23 protein-coding genes are annotated in these 19,846 nt (G+C 61.6%); 22 read left to right on the top strand and 1 reads right to left on the bottom strand.

Going from position 1 to position 19,846, the window contains the following annotated elements:
* Position 1: 1 nt before the first annotated feature.
* On the bottom strand, positions 2–733 hold the full coding sequence (flgF, locus tag AC5ZGW_RS01865) for a flagellar basal-body rod protein FlgF (RefSeq protein ID WP_130223177.1): 732 nt from the start codon (positions 731–733) through the stop codon (positions 2–4).
* A 250-nt stretch (positions 734–983) separates the two neighbouring features.
* Here flgF and motA point away from each other — a divergent pair, with 250 nt between their 5' ends.
* The 22 genes from motA to fliK all read left to right on the top strand — a co-directional run bounded on the left by motA (position 984) and on the right by fliK (position 19,830).
* A complete protein-coding gene (gene motA, locus AC5ZGW_RS01860) occupies positions 984–1,889 on the top strand; it encodes a flagellar motor stator protein MotA (RefSeq protein WP_130223175.1) in 906 nt (301 codons plus the stop codon).
* A gap of 77 nt (positions 1,890–1,966) precedes the next feature.
* Positions 1,967–2,824, top strand: coding sequence for a FliM/FliN family flagellar motor switch protein (locus tag AC5ZGW_RS01855; RefSeq protein WP_245287158.1), 858 nt, complete (start codon positions 1,967–1,969; stop codon positions 2,822–2,824).
* Complete coding sequence (locus AC5ZGW_RS01850) at positions 2,805–3,086, top strand: hypothetical protein (protein ID WP_130223173.1); 282 nt, start codon at positions 2,805–2,807, stop codon at positions 3,084–3,086. The genes AC5ZGW_RS01855 and AC5ZGW_RS01850 overlap by 20 nt, the downstream gene beginning before the upstream one ends.
* A gap of 51 nt (positions 3,087–3,137) precedes the next feature.
* A complete protein-coding gene (fliN, locus tag AC5ZGW_RS01845; RefSeq protein ID WP_130223171.1) occupies positions 3,138–3,536 on the top strand; it encodes a flagellar motor switch protein FliN in 399 nt (132 codons plus the stop codon).
* Positions 3,537–3,549: 13 nt separating this feature from the next.
* Entirely contained in the window at positions 3,550–4,584 is a 1,035-nt protein-coding gene (locus tag AC5ZGW_RS01840; RefSeq protein ID WP_130223169.1) for a flagellar motor switch protein FliG, read from the top strand.
* Positions 4,585–4,596: 12 nt separating this feature from the next.
* Complete coding sequence (flhB, locus tag AC5ZGW_RS01835) at positions 4,597–5,673, top strand: flagellar biosynthesis protein FlhB (RefSeq protein WP_130223167.1); 1,077 nt, start codon at positions 4,597–4,599, stop codon at positions 5,671–5,673.
* A gap of 93 nt (positions 5,674–5,766) precedes the next feature.
* On the top strand, positions 5,767–6,144 hold the full coding sequence (gene flgB, locus AC5ZGW_RS01830) for a flagellar basal body rod protein FlgB (RefSeq protein ID WP_130223165.1): 378 nt from the start codon (positions 5,767–5,769) through the stop codon (positions 6,142–6,144).
* 11 nt (positions 6,145–6,155) lie between these two features.
* Positions 6,156–6,575, top strand: coding sequence for a flagellar basal body rod protein FlgC (flgC, locus tag AC5ZGW_RS01825; protein ID WP_028161567.1), 420 nt, complete (start codon positions 6,156–6,158; stop codon positions 6,573–6,575).
* Between the two features lie 6 nt (positions 6,576–6,581).
* A complete protein-coding gene (fliE, locus tag AC5ZGW_RS01820) occupies positions 6,582–6,899 on the top strand; it encodes a flagellar hook-basal body complex protein FliE (protein ID WP_130223312.1) in 318 nt (105 codons plus the stop codon).
* A gap of 9 nt (positions 6,900–6,908) precedes the next feature.
* Positions 6,909–7,697, top strand: coding sequence for a flagellar basal-body rod protein FlgG (gene flgG / locus AC5ZGW_RS01815; protein WP_130223163.1), 789 nt, complete (start codon positions 6,909–6,911; stop codon positions 7,695–7,697).
* A gap of 21 nt (positions 7,698–7,718) precedes the next feature.
* Entirely contained in the window at positions 7,719–8,198 is a 480-nt protein-coding gene (flgA, locus tag AC5ZGW_RS01810; RefSeq protein WP_245474517.1) for a flagellar basal body P-ring formation chaperone FlgA, read from the top strand.
* A complete protein-coding gene (flgI, locus tag AC5ZGW_RS01805) occupies positions 8,195–9,298 on the top strand; it encodes a flagellar basal body P-ring protein FlgI (RefSeq protein ID WP_130223161.1) in 1,104 nt (367 codons plus the stop codon). Before flgA ends, flgI begins: the two co-directional genes overlap by 4 nt.
* Before the next feature lie 60 nt (positions 9,299–9,358).
* Entirely contained in the window at positions 9,359–10,048 is a 690-nt protein-coding gene (locus tag AC5ZGW_RS01800; RefSeq protein WP_130223308.1) for a MotE family protein, read from the top strand.
* On the top strand, positions 10,045–10,746 hold the full coding sequence (gene flgH, locus AC5ZGW_RS01795) for a flagellar basal body L-ring protein FlgH (protein ID WP_130223159.1): 702 nt from the start codon (positions 10,045–10,047) through the stop codon (positions 10,744–10,746). The genes AC5ZGW_RS01800 and flgH overlap by 4 nt, the downstream gene beginning before the upstream one ends.
* Positions 10,747–10,796: 50 nt before the next feature.
* Entirely contained in the window at positions 10,797–11,252 is a 456-nt protein-coding gene (locus AC5ZGW_RS01790) for a flagellar basal body-associated FliL family protein (protein ID WP_245287141.1), read from the top strand.
* The gene (fliP, locus tag AC5ZGW_RS01785; protein ID WP_028161575.1) at positions 11,249–11,983 is read left to right on the top strand and encodes a flagellar type III secretion system pore protein FliP; all 735 of its coding nucleotides are present in this window, start codon (positions 11,249–11,251) and stop codon (positions 11,981–11,983) included. Before AC5ZGW_RS01790 ends, fliP begins: the two co-directional genes overlap by 4 nt.
* Before the next feature lie 424 nt (positions 11,984–12,407).
* On the top strand, positions 12,408–13,658 hold the full coding sequence (locus tag AC5ZGW_RS01780; RefSeq protein ID WP_130223157.1) for a flagellin N-terminal helical domain-containing protein: 1,251 nt from the start codon (positions 12,408–12,410) through the stop codon (positions 13,656–13,658).
* A 129-nt stretch (positions 13,659–13,787) separates the two neighbouring features.
* The gene (gene fliF / locus AC5ZGW_RS01775; protein ID WP_130223155.1) at positions 13,788–15,413 is read left to right on the top strand and encodes a flagellar basal-body MS-ring/collar protein FliF; all 1,626 of its coding nucleotides are present in this window, start codon (positions 13,788–13,790) and stop codon (positions 15,411–15,413) included.
* Positions 15,410–16,054 (top strand): hypothetical protein, encoded by a 645-nt coding sequence (locus AC5ZGW_RS01770; protein ID WP_130223153.1) that lies wholly within the window; start codon positions 15,410–15,412, stop codon positions 16,052–16,054. The genes fliF and AC5ZGW_RS01770 overlap by 4 nt, the downstream gene beginning before the upstream one ends.
* Position 16,055: 1 nt before the next feature.
* Positions 16,056–17,423: a MotB family protein gene (locus tag AC5ZGW_RS01765; RefSeq protein ID WP_130223151.1), complete on the top strand. Its 1,368-nt coding sequence runs from the start codon at positions 16,056–16,058 to the stop codon at positions 17,421–17,423.
* Positions 17,420–18,607, top strand: a complete 1,188-nt coding sequence (locus tag AC5ZGW_RS01760) for a chemotaxis protein (RefSeq protein WP_130223149.1) — start codon at positions 17,420–17,422, stop codon at positions 18,605–18,607. The genes AC5ZGW_RS01765 and AC5ZGW_RS01760 overlap by 4 nt, the downstream gene beginning before the upstream one ends.
* Entirely contained in the window at positions 18,604–19,830 is a 1,227-nt protein-coding gene (gene fliK / locus AC5ZGW_RS01755) for a flagellar hook-length control protein FliK (protein ID WP_245474515.1), read from the top strand. The genes AC5ZGW_RS01760 and fliK overlap by 4 nt, the downstream gene beginning before the upstream one ends.
* Positions 19,831–19,846: the final 16 nt, after the last annotated feature.

Raw genomic sequence — 19,846 nt, 5'->3', positions numbered from 1 at the left:
GCTATGCCTTGGGCGGTTCGCCAAGCGAGCGAATCGCATTCTGCATCGTGCCCTCGGAGCCCTCGACAAGCGAGGTGACGCTCTGGAACGCGCGCGAGGCGGTGATCAACTGTGTCAGCTCCGATAGCGGATCGACGTTGGACTCCTCGACATAGCCCTGCTGGAAGCCGGTGTACATGAAATCGACGACGGGCGTCGCGGCACGGTCCGGAATGACCCCCGAATTGCCGTAGCGCTCCAGCTTTGCGCCGGCAGGAATGTCGAACAGGCCGAGCACTCCGACCTGGTTTATGCCTTGTGTAATGGTCCCGTCTCGCGAGATCGTCAGCGGTCCGCCCTCGGGATCGACGATGATCGGCGTGCCGCCTGCATCGAGCACGGGGAACCCTGAAACGGTCTGCAATTCGCCAGTGCGGTTGATCTGCATCCGGCCGTCCCGCGTGTAAGCCGTGCCGGTGGGACCGGTAAAGCCCATCCATGTGTTGCCGATGACGGCGACGTCGAGCGTATTCTCGGTCCGCGTCACGCTTCCGGGCCTTCGGGAGATGAAGTTTTCTCCGGGGGTCGAGAAGGCGACGGGCTGGGATGCGGCGCGCGACATTGCCGTTTCGAACTTCACCGCGTCGGCGCGGAAAGCGGTCGTCTTCATGTTCGCCAGATTGTTGGCGATGGTCTCAAGCCTCTTTTCGACGGCGACCTGAGCGGAAAGGCTGACATAGAGCGCTGATTGCATACCGGCTATCGTCCGATCTTCAGGTTGCTGCGCGCCGTCCGCTCGGAGATCGAGCCGGATTGCCGGAGATCTCCGATAATTTGCGATCGTGGGACACCATCGCGAAAGCGGCTCCTGCGCGCACACAGGGATTAAGACTGCCTGAAAAATCGACCGGCAAGCTTGTGTGAGGCTGTTCGCGCCGGTCCAGTGACAGCTTCGTGCAAGGATCGCTGCCTAAACGAATGTGTCCCAATTCGGAGCGGTGGGCTTGAGCATTCTTTTTGGCGTCATCGTCACGATCGCGAGCCTGCTGGGCGGCTTCGTGGCGATGGGTGGGCATGTCAGCGTGATCTGGCAGCCGTGGGAGTTCGTCATCATCGCCGGCATGGCGATCGGCACCTATATTGTCGCGAACCCCTGGAAAGTCGTCATCGACACGGGGGTCGGGATCGTGCAGGCGCTTACCGTGGCGGTGCCGAAGCAGCGCCACTATCTCGACCTGCTCGGACTTCTGCACGCGCTCATGCGCGAGGTGCGCAACAAGGGGCGCAATGAAGTCGAGGCGCATATTGACGACCCGTCATCGTCGGAGATCTTCCAGAACTTCCCGACCGTACTTGCCAACGATTCTCTCGTGCATTTCATCTGCGACTATTTTCGCCTGATCGTCATGGGAAGCGCGCGACCGCATGAGATCGAGGCGCTGATGGACGAAGAGATCGAAACGATAGTTCGTAGCAAGCTCAAGCCGTACCATTCTCTGATGATGGTTGCGGAAGGCCTGCCGGCGCTTGGGATCGTGGCCGCGGTCCTGGGTGTCATCAAGGCGATGGGGGCGCTTGATCAGTCGCCCAAGCTTCTCGGTGGCCTGATCGGTTCGGCGCTGGTTGGAACATTTGCCGGAATTTTTCTCTCGTACGGCCTTGTTGCGCCTTTGGCCCACAAGGTCAAAATGGTGCGTGAGCAGCAATGCCGGATGTACATCATCGTCAAGCAGACGCTACTTGCCTTCATGAACGGCGCGCTGCCGCAGATCGCAATCGAGCATGGCCGCAAGATGATCGGACCTGGCGATCGTCCCTCGATCGACGTGGTGGAAAACGAGACCATTGCCGGCGCGGCCAAGGGCGGCGGCGGTGAGCAGGTGGCGAAAGTGGCGGGAGCGAAGGCCTGATGTCGGAAAGCAAGCCGCTGCGGCACGAGCCGGCTCCGGATCAACTGCTCGGAGCTGCCGGAATCTCGGTCGATCGCATGCCGATGCTGCATGTGATCTTCGATCAGATGACCAACCTCTGCGCCGAGAGTCTCCGGTCGATGTCGCCGTCGCAGTCGTATTTTTCGCTGACCGGTGTCGGTAGCGACCGTCTTTCCGAGATTCTCGACGGCCGCGAATCAGAGGCGATCGTGGCGGTGTTCTACGCGCAGGCGTGGGACGGCCGAATCCTCATCGGCTTCGATCGCGACTTCGTATACACGATGGTAGAGTTGTTGTTCGGCTCCGACGGGGCGGAACCACCGCTGGACATGCCGCGCGTTTTCTCGAACGTGGAGCTGCATGTTGCAGAAGCGCTGTTCGAACGCTTCGGCAAGGCATTGCAATCGTCGTTCTCGCGCGCTTCGGAGGTCCAGTTCAATCTGGAACGCGTCGAGACGCGGATGGATTATCTGGCTATCGGCCGGCTCAACAACATGGCCGTATATGCCAAGATTCTGGTCCAGGGATTGGACCGCGGTGGCGAGATGTTCATCGTCATTCCGCACGCGGTTCTCAATCCTATCCGCCAGGCGCTTTCGCAGATCGTGTCCGGAGAGTCCGTATCCACGGACCCGAACTGGAGCAAGCAGCTCCACAACGAGATCCAGCGCACCGAGGTGGTGCTGAAAGCGGTGCTCGAGGAGCGCTCGCTCACTCTCGGCGAAGTCGCGGGATTTCAGGTAGGTCAGGTGATCGAGCTGAATGCCACGCCGAGCACTCTCGTGAGGCTCGAGTGCAACAATCAGCGGCTGTTCTGGTGCCAAATGGGGCAGCTCAACGGGGTCTATTCGCTGCAAGTCAAGGAATCGGCGGATCAAAAGCGGGAGTTCATCGATGGCATCCTATCTCGTTGACCTTATTCTCCTGGCGGCGCTGCTTGTCACCACCATCCGTGTGACGAGGATGCACCGGGAGCTCGTTCACCTGCGCGCCAGCCAGGGCGATTTCGCTTTCATTCTCGGCAAGACCACCGAAACCATGGATGACATGGTGCTCATGGTGCGGGAGTTCAGTGCCGACGGAAAGCAGCTCGTCAATATCCTCGGAAGCAAGATCGAAGAGGCGCGCAAGGCAATCACCGATATCGAAACTCGCGCCGATGTGTCCCGCAGGTAGATATAATTGGCATGATCGCCGGAATATGAAATTGCCGAGAAAGCAAGTGAAATGAAGCAGCCATTCGAAACCGAATCAGCCGCCTCCCCGACAGCGAATCCGTCGGAGGCGGCCAAGCTGGGAGGAGCCGCGTTCGGAAAACTCGCGGATCTTGCTGCGCGCGCGGCGGAGGAAACCAGCCGGCTTACAAACCTCGAGCCGATCCTGCGCATTCCGGTCACTGTCCAGGTTCTGCTTGGCTCGGCGACGATGCCGGTCGCCGATCTGATGAAGCTGGGGCGAGGCGCCGTCATTCCGCTGGATCATCGCGTCGGCGAGCCGGTGGAGGTGGTTGTCAACGGCCGAATCGTGGCGCGCGGCGCGGTTGTCGTCGTGGAGGACGAGAACTCGCGATTCGGCGTGTCGCTCACCGAAATCGTCGGAGGATCCCCAGGCGATGTAGAGGCGTAAGGGATCTGCCCGAATGGCGTTCAATGCACCTGCAAAGCGTAGCTCCGAAGCCAGGCCGCTGAGCGGCACTGAGAAGGTTGCCGCGCTCCTTCTGGCCATGGGTCGGGAGCTCTCCGGCGGCGTCCTAAAGGAATTCGATCCGGACGAGATCAGGATCGTCACGCGCGCAGCGGCGGAATTGAAGCCTATTTCAGGTCCCGAGCTCGAGGCGATCATCGAGGAGTTCGCCCAGCACTTCACGACCGGGCCAAACATCTTCGGAACGGTTGGCGAGCTGGAGAAACTGCTGACCGGCGTTCTTCCTCCCGAGCAGGTCACGGACATCATATCGGAGGTGCTCGGCAACAAGACCAAGTCGGTGTGGGAACGGGTCTCTTCCGTGTCCGAAAGCCTGCTGGCCAACTATCTGCTCAAGGAGCATCCGCAGACGGCCGCCTTGATCCTTTCCAGGGTAAAGCCCGCATGCGCCGCGCGCGTGATGAGCCTGCTGCCGGCGGATTTGCGGCACAATCTGATGCGCCGCATGCTGAGCCTGAAACCCGTTGTCGAGGAGGCGATGGGGGTCATCGAGAAGACCATGCACGAAGACTTCATGATCAACTTCGGGCGCAACCTCGCATCCGACACCTATCCTCGCATGGCCGACATCATCAACAAGATGGAGCGGACGCAGATGGAGGAATCGCTGAAGAATCTCTCCGAATCGCGACCGAAGTCGGCGGAGATACTGAAGGGGATGCTGTTCACGTTTGACGATATCGTCAATCTCGCCGCCAAGGCGCGCATGCTGATCTTCGACCAGGTCCCGACCGATCGCACGGTGATAGCGCTGAAGGGAACGGATACGAGCTTTCGCGAGCTCATTCTGTCGTCGCTGGCGTCGCGGACGCGCCGGATGGTCGAGGGCGAGCTTGCCAGCAGTGTCCCTTCGAACCAGCGCGAAATCCTGGAGGCGCGCCGCGCGATCACGGACCTTGCGCTCGACATGGCCGGGCGAGGAGAGATCGAGCTCAATCCGGATCAGGAAGATGGGCCGGTATTCACGTAAAGACTGACGGTTATGGCCGAGGGACCCGACAAGGAGAGCAAGACCGAAGAGCCGACGGAAAACAAGATAAGAGACTCCGTCGAGAAGGGCAAAATTCCGGTCTCGCGTGAGGCGTCGATCTTCTCGTCCATGATCGCGTTCCTCATCATCCTGAGCTTCCTTACGGTCGACAGTGTCCGGAAACTGGCATCGACGCTGAGCCGGTTGATCGATGATCCCTCCGGGATTCGCATCCGTAACGGTGCGGATGCGTTGGAATTCATGGTGGTTATTGGAAGCAGTTCGGCCGCCCTGCTGCTTCCAATCGTGGTTGTCCTTGCAATAGCCGGACTGGCGGCTTCGTTCCTGCAGAACGCTCCGCGTCTGGTGTTTGAAAGGATAAAGCCCGAGGCCTCACGTATTTCGATTTCTCAGGGATGGGGAAGATTATTCGGCAGTCAGGGGCGCATCGAGTTCCTGAAGGCCGCTTTTAAGTTTTTTGCGATAGGCCTTGTGGTGGCCATCGTATTGCGGGCCGAGGAGGCTGTGGCCGTGAATTCTTTGTTTAGCGACCCGACCGGCGTTCCGGAACTTATCTTGACGACTGCGATGCGGCTCGTATCGGCAATCAGCATTGCCACGATCGTGCTGGTGGCACTCGATCTCGTCTGGGCACGATTCCACTGGCGGCGCGACCTGCGCATGACGCGGCAGGAACTCAAGGACGAATTCAAGCAGGCGGAAGGCGATCCGCTGGTCAAGTCGCGGCTGCGGTCATTGGCCCGCGATCGGGCGCGAAAGTCGATGCTGGCTGCGGTTCCCCGCGCGACGTTGGTCGTGGCCAATCCCACTCACTATGCGATCGCCCTGAAATATCGACATGGCGAAGATGCAGCTCCCACCGTGCTTGCGAAGGGGCAGGATCTCATCGCGCTCAAGATCAGGGAAATTGCCGAGCAGAACAACGTGCCGGTCGTGGAGGACAAGATGCTTGCGAGATCCATGTACGGTGCCGCTCAGGTCGACCGGGTGATTCCGCAAGAGTTCTTTCGTCCGGTCGCCGAGATCATCTATTTCCTGCATTCACGCAAGCAGAAGGCGGGTGTGTGAGAAACGCTTCGCATCAATGGCGGAGATTTCACCAGCCTCGGACAAGTTTGGGTTCGTATACGATCGTCATAGGACCACTGTGACGAGGACGTTGTGGGACCCGTTTATCTCTTCGATCTTGCCTCATCTCACGCGCGCTGGCTGTCGCTTCGACAGTCCACGATTTCGTCGAACGTAGCCAATGCAAATACGCCGGGCTACCGAGCGCAGGATATCGAGCCGTTCGACAAGATACTCGATACCAAAGTCGTGCCGCTCGCAGTCACATCTCCGAAACATATGACCACCGGCTCGCTTGTACGTCCGCAGGGCACGCGCAAGGAGAATAGCTGGGAAGTCGTTCACTCCGGAAACTCGGTGAGTCTCGAGCAGGAAATGCTCAAGGCGGGCGATATCAACAAGGACTATTCGTTGAACGTCGCAATCGTCAAATCGTTTCACCGCATGTTCATGACCGGTGCGAAGAGCTAACGCGAGGCTTGATGATCGATCCGCTGCAGGCATCAGTTCAAATCGCCAGTTCGGGACTTGAGGCGCAGTCGACCAGGATGCGCGTCGTATCCGAGAACATGGCAAACGCCAACTCCACTGGCCGTACGCCCGGTGCCGAGCCCTACCGACGCAAGACCACAACGTTCTCGGCGGAGGTCGATCGCGCGGCGGGCGTGCGGGTCGTGAAGATCAAGGACATCGGTGTCGACCGCGCTCCGTTTCGGGTCGACTACGAGCCAACTCATCCGGCGGCCGGCCAGGACGGCTATGTCAAGCTGCCGAACGTGAACATGCTGATCGAAATGGCGGACATGCGGGAAACCAACCGCTCGTATGAGGCCAATCTGCAGGTGATCAAGCAGGCGAGGTCGATGGTTGCCATGACGATCGATCTGTTGAAGGGGGCATAGTCCATGATGTTGGAAGCGGTTTCGGTTCTAAAAGACATTGCCGGCGTCGTTCGCTCAAGCAGTGTTGCGACGTCCGCACCGGTGGCGCCGCAGGCGGCTCAATCCTCGGTCGGTTTCGGCGGGGTCCTTGAGCAGGTTGCCGCCGACGCCATCGGCACCCTTAAGAACGGGGAGGCTGCGTCGGTGTCGTATATCCAGGGCAAGGTGTCGGCCCAGAGCGTGGTGGAGGCCGTGATGTCCGCCGAGCAGACGCTGCAGATGGCGGTCGCCGTGCGCGACAAGGTCGTGCAGGCGTACCAAGAAGTCAGCCGAATGGCGATCTGAGGATAGCAAATGAGAGCGCTTGCCATCGCGGCGACCGGAATGAGCGCGCAGCAGCTCAATGTCGAGGTCATCGCCAACAATATCGCGAACATCAACACGACATCGTACAAGCGTTCGCGAGCCGAATTCACCGACCTGTTCTACCAGGTCGATCGCATGCAGGGCGTTCCGAACCGCAGCGGCGAAGCTGCGGTCCCCGAAGGGGCCAAGCTGGGGCTGGGCGTTCGCTCGGTGGCCGTGCGAAAGCTGCACTTGCAGGGTGCGTTGGCGCAAACCGGCAATACCTACGATCTCGCCGTCAACGGCAGAGGATGGTTCCAGGTCGTGGGGCCGAATGGCGAGACGCTCTACACCCGCGCCGGGGCCTTCAATACCAACGCCGACAGACAGTTGGTGACGGCGGATGGCTACACCGTCGATCCCGCGATCATCGTCCCGCAAGGGACGGTCGATGTCACGGTCAATGAATCCGGCCAGGTGTACGCCAAGCTCGACAACGAGGTTAATCCGCGCCTGCTCGGCCAGCTAAATCTCGCGAATTTCGCCAACGAGGCGGGCCTCGATCCGCTTGGCGGCAATCTCTACAGGGAGACGTTGGCGTCCGGCGTTCCGGTCGTTGGCGTTCCCGGCGATATCGGCTTCGGCAAGATCCATCAACACTACCTGGAAAGTTCGAACGTCGATCCGGTGAAAGAGATCACTGAACTGATCTCGGCGCAGCGGTCTTACGAAATGAACTCGAAGGTGATCCAGGCGGCGGACGAGATGGCGTCGACGGTCTCCAAGGGCCTTCGATAGGATTGCAAGCGGAGAAGCGTCTTGAAGCTCGTCAAGTTCGCGCTGATTTCCATGATCGCGGCGCTCATGCTCGTTGCGAGCGGCGCAGGTGGCGGCGCGATCGCGGAAGATTCCGTGCGCTTGCTCGTGCCGGCAACGGTGATCTATCCGGGCGATGTGATCAAGGACGAGTTGATCATCGATCGCGCCTTCGGGCCGAATATGCCCGGTGCAGCGGCCTTTGCCGCAGACCGGGCATCGCTTGTTGGCCGCGTCGCGCGAAGGACGCTGGTGGCGGGCCAGCCGATCCCGATCAACGCCCTCGAAGAGCAGAAACTCGTGGCGCGAGGCAATGTCGTCAAGGTGATCGTCGAAGATGGATCTCTTTCCATCGTCACCTACGCCTCATCGCTGCAGTCCGGCAGTCCGGGCACCATGATCCAGCTTCGGAACCTCGATACGGGCGTGATCATCAGGGGTATCATCCAGTCGGACGGATCGGTGCGGATTCAAAACGGATGATATTGCGACCTTTATCATTCATCGTCCTGCTCCTTTCCTGCACCGTCGCCGATGCGGCGGTGCGGATCAAGGATATCGCCAACCTGAAGGGTGTGCGGGAAAACCAGCTTATCGGCTACGGTCTGGTGATCGGTCTTAAAGGGACCGGTGATACGTTGCGCAATGCCCCTTTCACCGAGCAGTCGCTCCAGTCGATGCTCGACAATATGGGGATCAACATCCGCGGAACGTTGCTGCGGACGCGAAACGTCGCCGCTGTCGTGGTGACAGCCGATCTGCCACCATACGCTACTGGTGGTTCGCGCATGGATGTCGCGCTCTCCTCGCTCGGCGATGCCTCTTCGCTATTGGGCGGCACTCTCCTCATGACCCAACTCCGCGGCGCGGACGGTGAGGTCTATGCCGTGGCCCAGGGAGCTATTGCGGTTGGCGGATATTCGGTCGAAGGTGCCGCGCAGACCGTCAGCCAGGGCGTTCCGACGTCGGGCCGCATTCCAAACGGCGCGCTGATCGAACGCGAGGTGCAGGGCAAATTCTACCAGATGGAATCGCTCATTCTCGAGCTGAAAAATCCGGATTTTGTCACCGCGACGCGAATCATCGACGCCATCAACCACTATGGCCAGGGGCGATATCACGCCAGCATGGCCTTCGAGCGTGACTACCGGTCGATCATATTGTCGCGGCCACGCTCGGTCGCGCCGGTTCGTTTCATCGCCGAGATCGGCGAATTGCTGGTCGAGCCTGACACGCCGGCGCGTGTCGTCATCGACGAACGGACCGGCACCGTTGTGATCGGCCGCAACGTCCAGGTCTCGACCGTCGCCGTCACCCACGGCAATCTCTCGGTTCGGATCACCGAGATGCCGGTCGTTTCCCAGCCTGGGCCATTCGCGCGCCGCGGCGAAACGGTCGTGGTGCCGCAAACGTTCATCGAAGCCGGCGAGAATGGCGCGCAAGTGGCGATCTTGCGTGGAACGGACTTGGAGCGTCTCGTGCGCGGCTTGAACCAGATCGGATTGAAGCCACAGGGCATCATCGCGATCCTGCAGGCGATCAAGGCGGCGGGCGCACTCCAAGCCGATCTTGTCATCCAGTAGAGTCAGCGTCGCACAAGCTTGAACGTGCAACGCTTCGAACAGATGCTGTACGGAGAGCGGATGGTGAGGCTCGCGACGTTGCTGGGAAGAAGCATGCTGCTTGCGGGGTGTCTTGCGCTCTCCGCGCAGGCGTCGGCATGGGCGCAGCCTGAGCAGAAATTGTCGAAGCCGCTGAACCTGGCCAACTTCGCCAAGACATCGCGCGCGGTGCCGTCCCGCCCTGTTGCCAAGCCGGAGGCGCCGTCCGGCAATTCCCAGCCCGAACTGCCGCTGACGACCGCAACCGTTGCGAAAAATGCAGCGCCTCCAGCGGCACCTGGAGAGCCGGCGACAACCGATCAGCGCGGATCTGACGCCACCGAATTTTGCAAGAACATCACAGATTCGGCGCTGGATGCGCGCGTGGCGTGGCAGCAAAAGCAGCTGGAAGCCTCCGAGGCCAAGCTTCGGGAGCGGATCGCCGAGCTGGAGGCGAAGCGCGCCGAGTACGAGAAATGGCTGAAGCTGCGCGAGGACTTCCTGAAGAAGGCGGAAGACAGCGTCGTCGAGATCTACTCCGGCATGGACCCGGATGCCGCCGCGCGGCAGATCGCCAGCATGGCGGATGAAACCGCGGCGGCCGTGCTCGCCAAGCTTCGGGTGCGGACCGCAAGCGCGATCCTGAACGAGATGGAGACCGGGCGCGCGGCCCACCTCGCCGACACCCTGGCGGGCATGCGACGCCCCGACGACGGGAAGACGAACAAATGAAGGTTCTTCGCTTACTTTCTCTGTTTCCGGTTCTCGCTCTGGGCGGATGCATGAACAGCCTCGCCGAGATCAACCAAGCGCCCTATTTGTCGCCGATCGGCCAGGGTCTGCACGCAGAAGCGCGCGCGGTTCCCGTCGAGCCGCGCAGCCGATACACCGCTGGCTATCACTCGCTGTGGGACGAGCGGAGGGATCTTTACCGCGATCCGCGCGCGGCGCGCATCGGTGATCTCATCACCGTCAACATCTCCATGAACGACAAGGCGACCCTCGACAACAAGACCGACCGGTCACGGGATTCGAAGACAAAGTTCAGCGCCGACTACCTCGTCGACATGTTCGGCTGGAAGCCCCAGGGGCTGGCTAATGGCAACGTCGACTCGCAAACGTCGACCAAGGGAGCGGGCAAGATCGATCGCACCGATGAGGTGAAGTTCTCGGTCGGAGCGGTCGTGGTGGACGTGTTGCCGAACGGCAACCTGCTGATCAGCGGATCGCAGGAAATGCGCGTCAATTACGAACTGCGCATTCTGAACGTCGCCGGTATCGTCCGGCCGCGGGACATCGGCCGCAACAACACCATTGCCTACGACAAGATCGGAGAAGCGCGAATGTCCTACGGCGGCCGTGGCCGTCTGATGGAGGTGCAGCAGCCGGCGTGGGGGCAGCAGATCTACGACCAGGTCGGGCCGTTCTAGCCGATGGTGCGGCCAGAAGTGGCGAAGCTCGTCAGGCGGCGGAGCGGAGCATGGGAAACGTGATGCAATGGTTGGCCGCATTGTTGCTGATTACGGTGCTGTCGGCTGGGGCGGGCGGTCTTGCCAGTCTGTATCTCCTATCCGCCGGGCAGCGGATGGCGGATAGCCAGAAGGAGCCCGCGGAGCGGCCGGTCGCCACCGCATTCAGTCCGACGGCGCGCCTGCGGAAGATCTCGCCGGTAGTGACCAACCTGGCGGCACCGACCGGCACGTGGGTCCGCATGGAGGGATCAGTCATCACCGATCAGATGAACGAGGAGGAAGCGAGCCTTCTCGCGGCCCGGCTGGGCGAAGACATCGTGTCCTACCTGCGAACGGTGTCGGCGGCGCAAATCGAGGGCGCGCGCGGGCTGCAGTATCTTCGCGAGGATCTCAACGAGCGGGCGGCGGTCCGTTCGGGCGGAAAGGTGCGCGAACTGATCATCGAAACACTGGTCATCCAATGAAGCGCTTCTGCCTCGTCCTGCTCCTGGCTCTTCTCCCCACCGCGGCAGCGGCGCAGATTCCCGATCTGTCCTCGCTGATCCCGCAAGGCGGTGGAAGCGCCAGCGGCCGGATCATCCAGCTCGTGGCGCTGCTCACAGTCCTGTCGCTGGCTCCCGGGCTTCTGATCATGGTGACGAGTTTCACCAGGTTCGTCGTCGCGCTTTCGTTTCTGCGGCAGGGACTCGGATTGCAGACGACGCCGGCAAATATCGTCATGATCAGCCTCGCGCTCTTCATGACTTTCTATGTCATGGCACCGACATTTGACCGCGCCTGGAAGGACGGCGTTCAGCCCTTGATGCAGAACGAAATTTCCGAGCAGGAAGCGTATACCCGTGTGACCGATCCGTTCCGCGATTTCATGCTGGCGCATGTCCGCGAGAAGGATTTGCAAAGCTTTGAAAGCCTGGCGGCCGAAGGCTTCAAGACGCGGCCCGACGGCCAACGGATCGATCTGCGCGTGATCATACCCGCGTTCATGATCTCCGAGCTGCGAAGGGCCTTCGAGATCGGCTTCCTGGTCATCATGCCGTTTCTCGTGATCGACATGGTTGTCGCCACGCTAACCATGTCCATGGGCATGATGATGATGCCGCCGACTGTGTTCGCGCTTCCCTTCAAGGTGCTGTTTTTCGTGCTGATCGATGGATGGAATCTTCTCGCCGTTGGCCTGGTACGATCGTTTCAGTAGAGCATGAACCGGCTTTCCCTCGCCACAAACGCAGCGTTTGCGTGGGAAGATCATGCTTAACAAAAAGATGAGATCGTGATCCGATTTCGTCCAATCGGAACATGATCTGGAGCGTTTTCGAGCGAAGCATCAAGTTTACGCAGATTGCGTAGACTTATCTGCGCAGAAAACGCGTCGAAACTAGAATATAGAGCTTCGGTTCTGATGGAATCAGAACCGAAAATGCTCTGGCATGGGAGCTAGCAGGCAACCGGACCGCAAATCTTCGAGCTGCTGTTCAGCTCTAGGTAAGGTTCGGATGCTAGGACGAATGAACGGCAGGTTGGGTGTTCCTTCAACCCCAAAGGCATGATGCCGCCCTGCCGTACCGGTGAAAACCCGGTATGTCCCCCAGATAAACACCTCACACTAAGGGACATAATCAATGTCAAGCTTGATGACCAACTCCTCCGCCATGACCGCGCTGCAGACCCTGCGGACGGTCAGCGCGGGTCTTGCGACCACCCAGAACCGCATCTCCACCGGCTACCGGGTGTCGACGGCTTCCGACAACGCCGCTTATTGGTCGATCGCCACCACCATGCGTTCGGACAATCTGGCTCTGAGCGCCGTGCAGGACGCCCTCGGCCTCGGCGCCGCGACCATCGACACGATGTACACCGGCCTGAACGGCACCGTCAGCGTCGTCTCGCAGATCAACTCGAAGCTGGTCGCCGCCCGTACCCCCGGCGTTGATCGCGCCAAGATCCAGAGCGAAATCACCGAACTGCAGAAGCAGTTGAAGAACACCGCCGACAGCGCGGTTTTCAACGGTGAAAACTGGATCTCGGTCGACTCGACCTCCGCGAGCTACAACGCCTCGAAATCCGTCGTGTCGTCGTTCTCGCGTGCCGGCGGCACGGTCAAGATCGACACGCTGTCGGTCAATCTGGATTCGATCAAGCTCTATGATGCGAACCTGGACACCGCCTACGCGGGGCAGACCTTCCCGACGGTCGACACGGCTGCCTACAATGCCACCAACGACGTCGGCGGCAACATCGTGGTGACCGTCGGCGGCACGGCCACCAACATCGCCGTGGCGAAGAACACCTCCCTGTCGGACATCGCGACGGCGATCAACAAGCTCGGCATCGACGGCCTGTCGGTCGGCATCTCGGCGGCTGGCGACAAGCTGTCGTTCAAGAGCCGCAACGACGCGGACGTCTCGATCGACGCCAGTGTCGCCGGTCTCGGTCCCCAGGTCGACATGACCGCGATCACCCCGCCGGTTGCCACCAAGAAGGGCATCCTCGACCAGACCTACGACGCCTACACCGGCACGGCCTGGGAAACCTTCAGCGTCGCGACGCTGGACATCTCGAAGCTCACCGACAGCGCTGCTGACCTCAAGAAGCTCGAGACCTACATCCAGGGTACCCAGGATGCCTTCGCCAAGATCACCGACGCGGCGACCAACCTCGGTGCCATCAAGAACCGCATCGGCCTGCAGCAGGACTTCGTGAAGACCCTGACTGACTCGCTCGATCGCGGTATCGGCCAGCTCGTCGACGCCGACATGAACGCTGAATCGACCCGTCTGCAGGCTCTCCAGACCCAGCAGCAGCTCGGCATTCAGGCTCTGTCGATCGCGAACTCGGGCAGCCAGAGCATCCTGTCGCTGTTCCGCGGCTAGTAGCCTCGACCTCGTGACTACGACGGCCGCGACCGACCTGGTCGCGGCCGTTTTGCATGGTTCGCGCCGCGCAACCCTCGGACAAGCTTCACGATCGAGAATCGATTCGGAAGTATGGCAGAGGGTTTGATGGTTAACCGCGAACATGCGCAACGGCTGTGGAACAATCTGCTCGAGCTTGGCCCCAGGCGCCTCACGGTGCTCGCGCTTGTCGGCCTTGCCGTTTTTTTGGGTGTCGGCGGCGGCGCCTATTACCTGAGCCGGCCGGAATTCGATGTGCTTTACACCGGTCTTTCCCGGGAGGACGTCTCGCGCGTCGGCGCGGTGCTGCGCGACTCGAACATCGCTTTCGACGTGAATGCCACGGGCGACACCATCTTCGTGCGACCGGGGCAGACCGCCCAGGCAAGAACGTTGCTGGCGGAGAAGGGTCTGCCGAACAGCAGCAGCGGGGGCTATGAGCTCTTCGACAAGATCGGCTCCCTTGGTCTCACGTCGTTCATGCAGGAAGTCACCCGCGTCCGCGCACTCGAAGGCGAGATCGCCCGTACGATCCAGGTCCTCAAGGGCGTGAAGGCCGCGCGCGTCCACATTGTCATGCCGGCGCGTGGATCGTTCCGGCGCGAGCAGCAGCCGCCTTCGGCATCCGTTGTGATCCGGACCGACGGGGCTGCCGATGCCAAAACGGCTCGATCGGTTCGTCACCTCGTCGCCGCGGCTGTCCCCGGTATGGCGGCCGACAAGGTGACTGTCCTGGACAGCGATGGATCGCTGCTTGCATCCGACGACGAGAGCGCGGCGCCGACGAGCATGGCGAACCTGCAGCGCGTCGTCAGTCGGCTGATCCAGGAGAATGTCAGCAAGGCGCTCGCGCCCTATCTGGGGCTCGACAATTTTGAAGTCAGCGTCGCCACCCAGCTCAGCACGGACAAGCGACAGACCAACGAGACCGTCTACGATCCGGAGTTTCGCGTCCAGAGATCGGTTCGCGCCGTCCGTGAGAAGGAATCGTCGCAGAGCCTGGATCGGCAGACGCCGACGACGGTGCAGCAGAACCTGCCGGATCAGCAGATCAATGCGTCCGGCAACAAGAATACCAACGACGAGAAGCAGCGGCGCGAGGACGTTACCAACTTTGAGGTGTCGTCGAAAACGACGACGACCGTGAGCGATGGCTACGTCGTCAACAAGCTGTTCCTGGCGGTGCTGGTCAATCGTCCGCGCCTCCTGGCCAGTCTTGGCGATAAGGCCAGCGATGCGACCGTGGAAGCAAAGGTCGCCGAGATCAGCCAGCTCGTCGCAACCGCAGCAGGTATTGACCGTCAGCGTGGAGACCAGATCCAGGTATCGGCGGTCGAGTTCATGGAAGGCGCGCGCGATTTCCCGCCGGTTCCTGCGGTCACCTTTACCGAAGTGCTGATGCGCCAGTCGGGTGCCTTCGTCAGCGCCGTCGCAATCGTCGCCGTCGCGGCAATGCTGATCTGGTTCGGCCTGCGGCCCGCGATCAACGCGATCCTCGACTCCCGCTCGACCGAGACCGCCCAGCTCGAGACGGGCGAGACCGCGGCGCTGCTCGGCGGCGAGGGCGGCTCGATGGAGCGGTTCGCGGAAGAGCCGCCGAATCTTGTCCAGGACATATCGAAAAGAGTTCTGCACGCTCCACAGAGGCGGTTGGAGCAAATCATTCAGCTCGATGAGAAGCAGGCGGCGGCGATTCTCAAGCAATGGATTAGGCAGGAGGAGTCGGCAGCATGAGTTCGGAGAAGGTAGCGCGTTTGCTGGCAAGCTTCGATCAGCCGGAGCCGCAGAAGGCTCGTAGCCGCGTCATTCCGTTTGATTACACCCAGCATTCCAGTCCCAAGGCGCAGCCTAGGCCGGCGGCCCCGCCGCCTCCGTCCGCCGAGGACGAGGCGTATGAGCGTGGAAGGTCCGGCGGCTATGCGGCGGCCTTGGCCGAGTTCGAGCAGAAGCTTGCCGACGAGAGGCAGAGGCTGAGCATGCAGCTCGCCGAGGAAAAGCACAATCTGCTGGATGAAATGGCCGCCAAGATTGCCGGCGATATCGCCGAAGCCGGCGCGCAGCTTGAAGCCAAGATCGCCGGGGTGACGGCGCGCATACTTGAGCCGTTCATTTCGAACGCGGTGCAGAAGCAGGCGGTTAACACCTTCGTCGAGCAGCTCGCGTCGGTCGCCTCCGACGTTCGCCGGCCGGCTTTGCGGGTCACATGCCCGTCTGAACTGGTCGAGGTGCTGCGCGGCAAGCTTGCGGCGCGCGCGATTGCGGTGGAGCTTCGGGCCGCTCCGGTGGCGGAGGCTTCCGTCACCGTCGATCAGATCTTCCTTGAAACCCAGATCAAGCTCTGGGCGGAGCGATTGAAGTTCGCGATCCTGAACTGACATGGCCGATCAAGAGAGGGCAGAGCTGATCATCGTTCGACGCCGGGGCAGTCTCGACGGCGAAGAATCACACAGCAGTGTCTGGAAAATCGCCTATGCCGATTTCATGACGGCGATGATGGCGTTCTTCCTGGTGATGTGGCTCATCAGCGCCACCAACCAGGAAACGCGCGAAAGCGTCGCCAACTACTTCAATCCGATCAAGCTGACGGACTCGACCCCTGACCGCAAGGGTATCAACGATGCCCGGCGCGTCGATCCCGGCAAGGCCGAGGAGGAAGACAGCCTGCGGCCGAAACCCGAACCGGGTAAGTCGACGCAATATTCGCAGCGCCAGGAGCAGGCGCAGCAGGCGTCGTCGCCGCGTTCTGGTGAAGCGGCGCTGTTCCGCGATCCTTACGCGGTGCTGTCGGAAATTGCCGGCGGTCCGCCGCGGATCGCGGAACTGGGCACTGCGCTGGATTCGACCCGCAAAGAGGGCTGGAAGGGCGGCGAGGCGTTCAAAGACCCGTTTGATCCTGTCTACTGGCCCATGGGGTCGTCGGCGCCGCTGGAAAAGAAGGCGTCAGGCAGCAAGGAGCTTGGCAATCTGCCGTTCGACAGTGACGCTATGGCGCTCAGTGAAGGAAAAGGTCCGCGCCCGTCCGAAGGAAAACCGGACGCCACAGCGGCTCCCATTCAGGGATCGGATTCGGCCAAGGGGTCCCCGGCGCCGACCGAAAAGCAGGAGATGGCAAAGGCGATTGGCCTGTTCGCCGACGATGACTCCATGAACGATCCGGCCGCCAATCGCTCATCGCGGGCGCAAGGAGAGAAGGGCTCGACTTCGCCCGCAGGAGACAAGGGCGCGACCGCTCCTCCAGGAGATAAAGGCTCAGCCACTCCGCAAGCCGAAAGCAAGTCTGTGCAGAGCGAGGCGGCCAAATTGCAGGCTGCCATCTCCGCCGCTCTTGCGCCGCTCGGATCGGCGCGTCCTGTTGCCGAGGTCCGCGAGAGCAATGAGGGCCTCCTCATCAGCCTCACCGACGATGTCAATTACGGCATGTTCGCCACCGGCTCGGCCGAACCAACCGCCGGCCTCGTGCGGGCCCTCGACAAGATCACGCCCTTGATATCGCAAAGCCAGGGTCCGGTGATTGTGCGCGGCCATACCGATAACCGCCCCTATCGATCGTCCGAATACGATAATTGGAGATTGTCGACAGCGCGCGCTCACATGGCTTATCACATGCTGATACGCGGAGGACTCGATGCTCGGCGCGTCGACCATATCGAAGGTTTTGCCGATCGCCGGCCGAAAAATCTGAACGATCCGTCGGCCGCCGAGAACCGGCGCATCGAGCTCTTGATCCGCGCTCCTTTGCCATGAACCGCGTGGGAACCATCGCCGTCGCGCTGGTCGTTCTGGTTGGCGCAGCCCGAGCGGAGGAGGCTGAAGCGCCGCCGCGCGAACCCTATCAGATGATCCGGACGCTCCACGCTTTGCAGGATGACATCGCGCGCGGAAGCCTGGAGGCGCATAATGCGCAGCCGGCCCTGCTCAAGCGACTGGGCGAGGAGTTTCAGAAAGTTGATCCGTCCGTCTGGAAGGAGCCGAGAAACTCGCGCGCCGTGGTGACCTTCCTGCTGAGCGGAGGATCGCCACAGGTGGTCGATGGGCTGCGTTCCCGGAAACTGCTCGTTCTGGATGAGGCGATCCTGGATGGCGCGATCGCCTATGTGGAAGGCCGGGCGGAGGACGCCAAGGCACGGCTTGGGAACATACATGCGCGCGACTTGCCGCCGACCATCGCGGCCGAAATTGCGTTGGTGCAGTCCGCGCTCGTCGCGCAGGCCGACCCGAAAGCCGCGATCGAACGGCTCGATGACGCCAGACTGCTGATGCCTGGTACGCTGGTCGAGGAGGCCGCGCTGCGCCGCGAGATCTTCGTCGCCGGCCAAGTTGACGATTTCGACAAGTTCGAAGCGCTGGCTCAGAGATATTTCCGACGTTTCCGGCATTCGATCTATGCGGGGAATTTTCGACAACGCCTCGCAGTGGCCGTCGCGCGCTTCAGCTTCGTGCAGCAATCGGATCGGTTTCCCCGGCTCGTCGCCTTGCTCGATCAACTCGACGACGCCGGCCAGCGCGCCCTGTATCTGCTGATCGCGCGCACCGCGCTGGTGCGTGGCAAAATCGAAATGGCGGATTTGGCGGCAGAGCGCGTGCTGGGGCTTACGGACGAGGGGAGTTCCGAGCGCGAGCGTGCGCGCTTTTATCGCGCGGCCGCGCGCGTGGTGACAAACGCGCATGACCAAGCGCTTTTGGATCTGCAGAAGATCGAGGTTGGCCGGCTTCCCGAACGAGATGCCGAGTTGCTGAAGGCAGTGCTCGCGGTTGGACGCAATGTCAAAAAGGCGCTCCCCGCAGCGCCGGCACAACAGGACCAGCCAGGCGAGGCGCAGACGTCGATGCGCCCGCGGATCGACTTCGGCCGCTCGCTTGCGGCCGTCAATCGGGCGCAAGTCCTGCTCGACGAATCGAAAGAGCAATTGAAGGAGCGAGCTCGATGAACAAGACCGACCCTTTGATGGCAATGATCCGCCAGCTCACCGGTGGCAAGGCGGCTTCGCGCCTCGCTCCCCAGAACGCGATGCTCGCCAAGGACCACAAGGGGAAGGCCGAGGACAGCAAGGGTGACGCCGGGCATTTCCGTGAGCAGCTCCGAGTGATCGCGCAGGGAGCGAAGCAAAAGCCGCTCGATATCAAGCCGCAGCTCGACGCCAAGAGTGTCGATATGGAGCCGGCGCAGGATCCCGAGCCGTCCAATCCCCTCGCTGAAGTGCTGGACCATGTTGCCGGTCGGCCCAAGGATCGGACCCGCCAGCAGCCGCGTGAGACGTCCTCGCACCAACCGGGCGGAGAAATCACCGCGCCTGCTCCGGAATGGCGTACGGCCGAGGCTGCACTCAGCTCCATGATTTCCAGGCTCGATCAGCCACTCTCTCCGCGGGATGATGGCGATGCTGCGCTCCCAGCCCGCTCGCAAGCCCGGGTCGAGCACCAAGCGGACCTGCTCAGGCCGGGTGAGCCAAAATCTCCGAAGGTCGATGTCCCCGAGCAGCGCTTTGCATCATCGGTCAGTGCAATTGAGACGCGGACCCTGCCGACAGTGAAGGTCGCGGTGCGCGAACAGGAGACGCATTTCCAGCCCGTCGGCCAGCCGACGCTACTGCAGAAGATCGTCGATCGCATCGCTCCTGATCTGGCAACGGCGCAGGCCCCAGCCGCCACGACTGCGCCCGATTTCACACCTCCGGACATGCGTCGGGGGCCGGATGCGCCGATCAGGATGCTGACGCTGCAGCTCGATCCGCCCAGCATGGGTACGGTGACGGTGAGGATGCGCCTGGCCGGCGATGCCGTCGAGGTCAGGCTGCTGGCGGATCAGCCAGAGACAACGGAGCTGCTGCGCAAGGATCGCGGCGTTCTGACGGATGCGATGCGGTCCGCCGGCTATACGTTCGAAATTGCCTCGATTGACCATAGCAGTGCGCGCCATCCGACGTCGAGCGGCGGCCAATCGCACGCGCAATCGGACCAGCAATCGTCGCAGCAGCAGCCCCAGGGCGGATCGCAGTTCAACAACGGCGCCTCGGAGCGTCAGTCGAGCGATGCGCAAGCCGGGACGCGTCACAACAGGCAGCAGGGCCATGACCAGTTCATCACGCCAACCGAGCGTCGTCAGGATGAAGAGGTTGCGGTCGATCGCAATGGCGGTGCTGTCTATCTGTAGCCTGTCCACCGTCGCA

The sequence above is a fragment of the Bradyrhizobium sp. Crot121 genome, from assembly GCF_059512385.1.
This window is presented reverse-complemented; position numbering and strand designations above follow the sequence as displayed.

What these genes read in the sequence shown, in the direction of transcription:
- flgF (WP_130223177.1), bottom strand. Translation starts at nt 733, where the DNA reads ATGCAATCAGCGCTCTATGTCAGCCTTTCCGCTCAGGTCGCCGTCGAA.
- AC5ZGW_RS01855 (WP_245287158.1), top strand. Translation starts at nt 1,967, where the DNA reads ATGCCGATGCTGCATGTGATCTTCGATCAGATGACCAACCTCTGCGCC.
- AC5ZGW_RS01850 (WP_130223173.1), top strand. Translation starts at nt 2,805, where the DNA reads ATGGCATCCTATCTCGTTGACCTTATTCTCCTGGCGGCGCTGCTTGTC.
- fliN (WP_130223171.1), top strand. Translation starts at nt 3,138, where the DNA reads ATGAAGCAGCCATTCGAAACCGAATCAGCCGCCTCCCCGACAGCGAAT.
- AC5ZGW_RS01840 (WP_130223169.1), top strand. Translation starts at nt 3,550, where the DNA reads ATGGCGTTCAATGCACCTGCAAAGCGTAGCTCCGAAGCCAGGCCGCTG.
- flhB (WP_130223167.1), top strand. Translation starts at nt 4,597, where the DNA reads ATGGCCGAGGGACCCGACAAGGAGAGCAAGACCGAAGAGCCGACGGAA.
- flgC (WP_028161567.1), top strand. Translation starts at nt 6,156, where the DNA reads ATGATCGATCCGCTGCAGGCATCAGTTCAAATCGCCAGTTCGGGACTT.
- fliE (WP_130223312.1), top strand. Translation starts at nt 6,582, where the DNA reads ATGTTGGAAGCGGTTTCGGTTCTAAAAGACATTGCCGGCGTCGTTCGC.
- flgG (WP_130223163.1), top strand. Translation starts at nt 6,909, where the DNA reads ATGAGAGCGCTTGCCATCGCGGCGACCGGAATGAGCGCGCAGCAGCTC.
- flgI (WP_130223161.1), top strand. Translation starts at nt 8,195, where the DNA reads ATGATATTGCGACCTTTATCATTCATCGTCCTGCTCCTTTCCTGCACC.
- AC5ZGW_RS01800 (WP_130223308.1), top strand. Translation starts at nt 9,359, where the DNA reads ATGGTGAGGCTCGCGACGTTGCTGGGAAGAAGCATGCTGCTTGCGGGG.
- flgH (WP_130223159.1), top strand. Translation starts at nt 10,045, where the DNA reads ATGAAGGTTCTTCGCTTACTTTCTCTGTTTCCGGTTCTCGCTCTGGGC.
- AC5ZGW_RS01790 (WP_245287141.1), top strand. Translation starts at nt 10,797, where the DNA reads ATGGGAAACGTGATGCAATGGTTGGCCGCATTGTTGCTGATTACGGTG.
- fliP (WP_028161575.1), top strand. Translation starts at nt 11,249, where the DNA reads ATGAAGCGCTTCTGCCTCGTCCTGCTCCTGGCTCTTCTCCCCACCGCG.
- AC5ZGW_RS01780 (WP_130223157.1), top strand. Translation starts at nt 12,408, where the DNA reads ATGTCAAGCTTGATGACCAACTCCTCCGCCATGACCGCGCTGCAGACC.
- fliF (WP_130223155.1), top strand. Translation starts at nt 13,788, where the DNA reads ATGGTTAACCGCGAACATGCGCAACGGCTGTGGAACAATCTGCTCGAG.
- AC5ZGW_RS01770 (WP_130223153.1), top strand. Translation starts at nt 15,410, where the DNA reads ATGAGTTCGGAGAAGGTAGCGCGTTTGCTGGCAAGCTTCGATCAGCCG.
- AC5ZGW_RS01765 (WP_130223151.1), top strand. Translation starts at nt 16,056, where the DNA reads ATGGCCGATCAAGAGAGGGCAGAGCTGATCATCGTTCGACGCCGGGGC.
- AC5ZGW_RS01760 (WP_130223149.1), top strand. Translation starts at nt 17,420, where the DNA reads ATGAACCGCGTGGGAACCATCGCCGTCGCGCTGGTCGTTCTGGTTGGC.
- fliK (WP_245474515.1), top strand. Translation starts at nt 18,604, where the DNA reads ATGAACAAGACCGACCCTTTGATGGCAATGATCCGCCAGCTCACCGGT.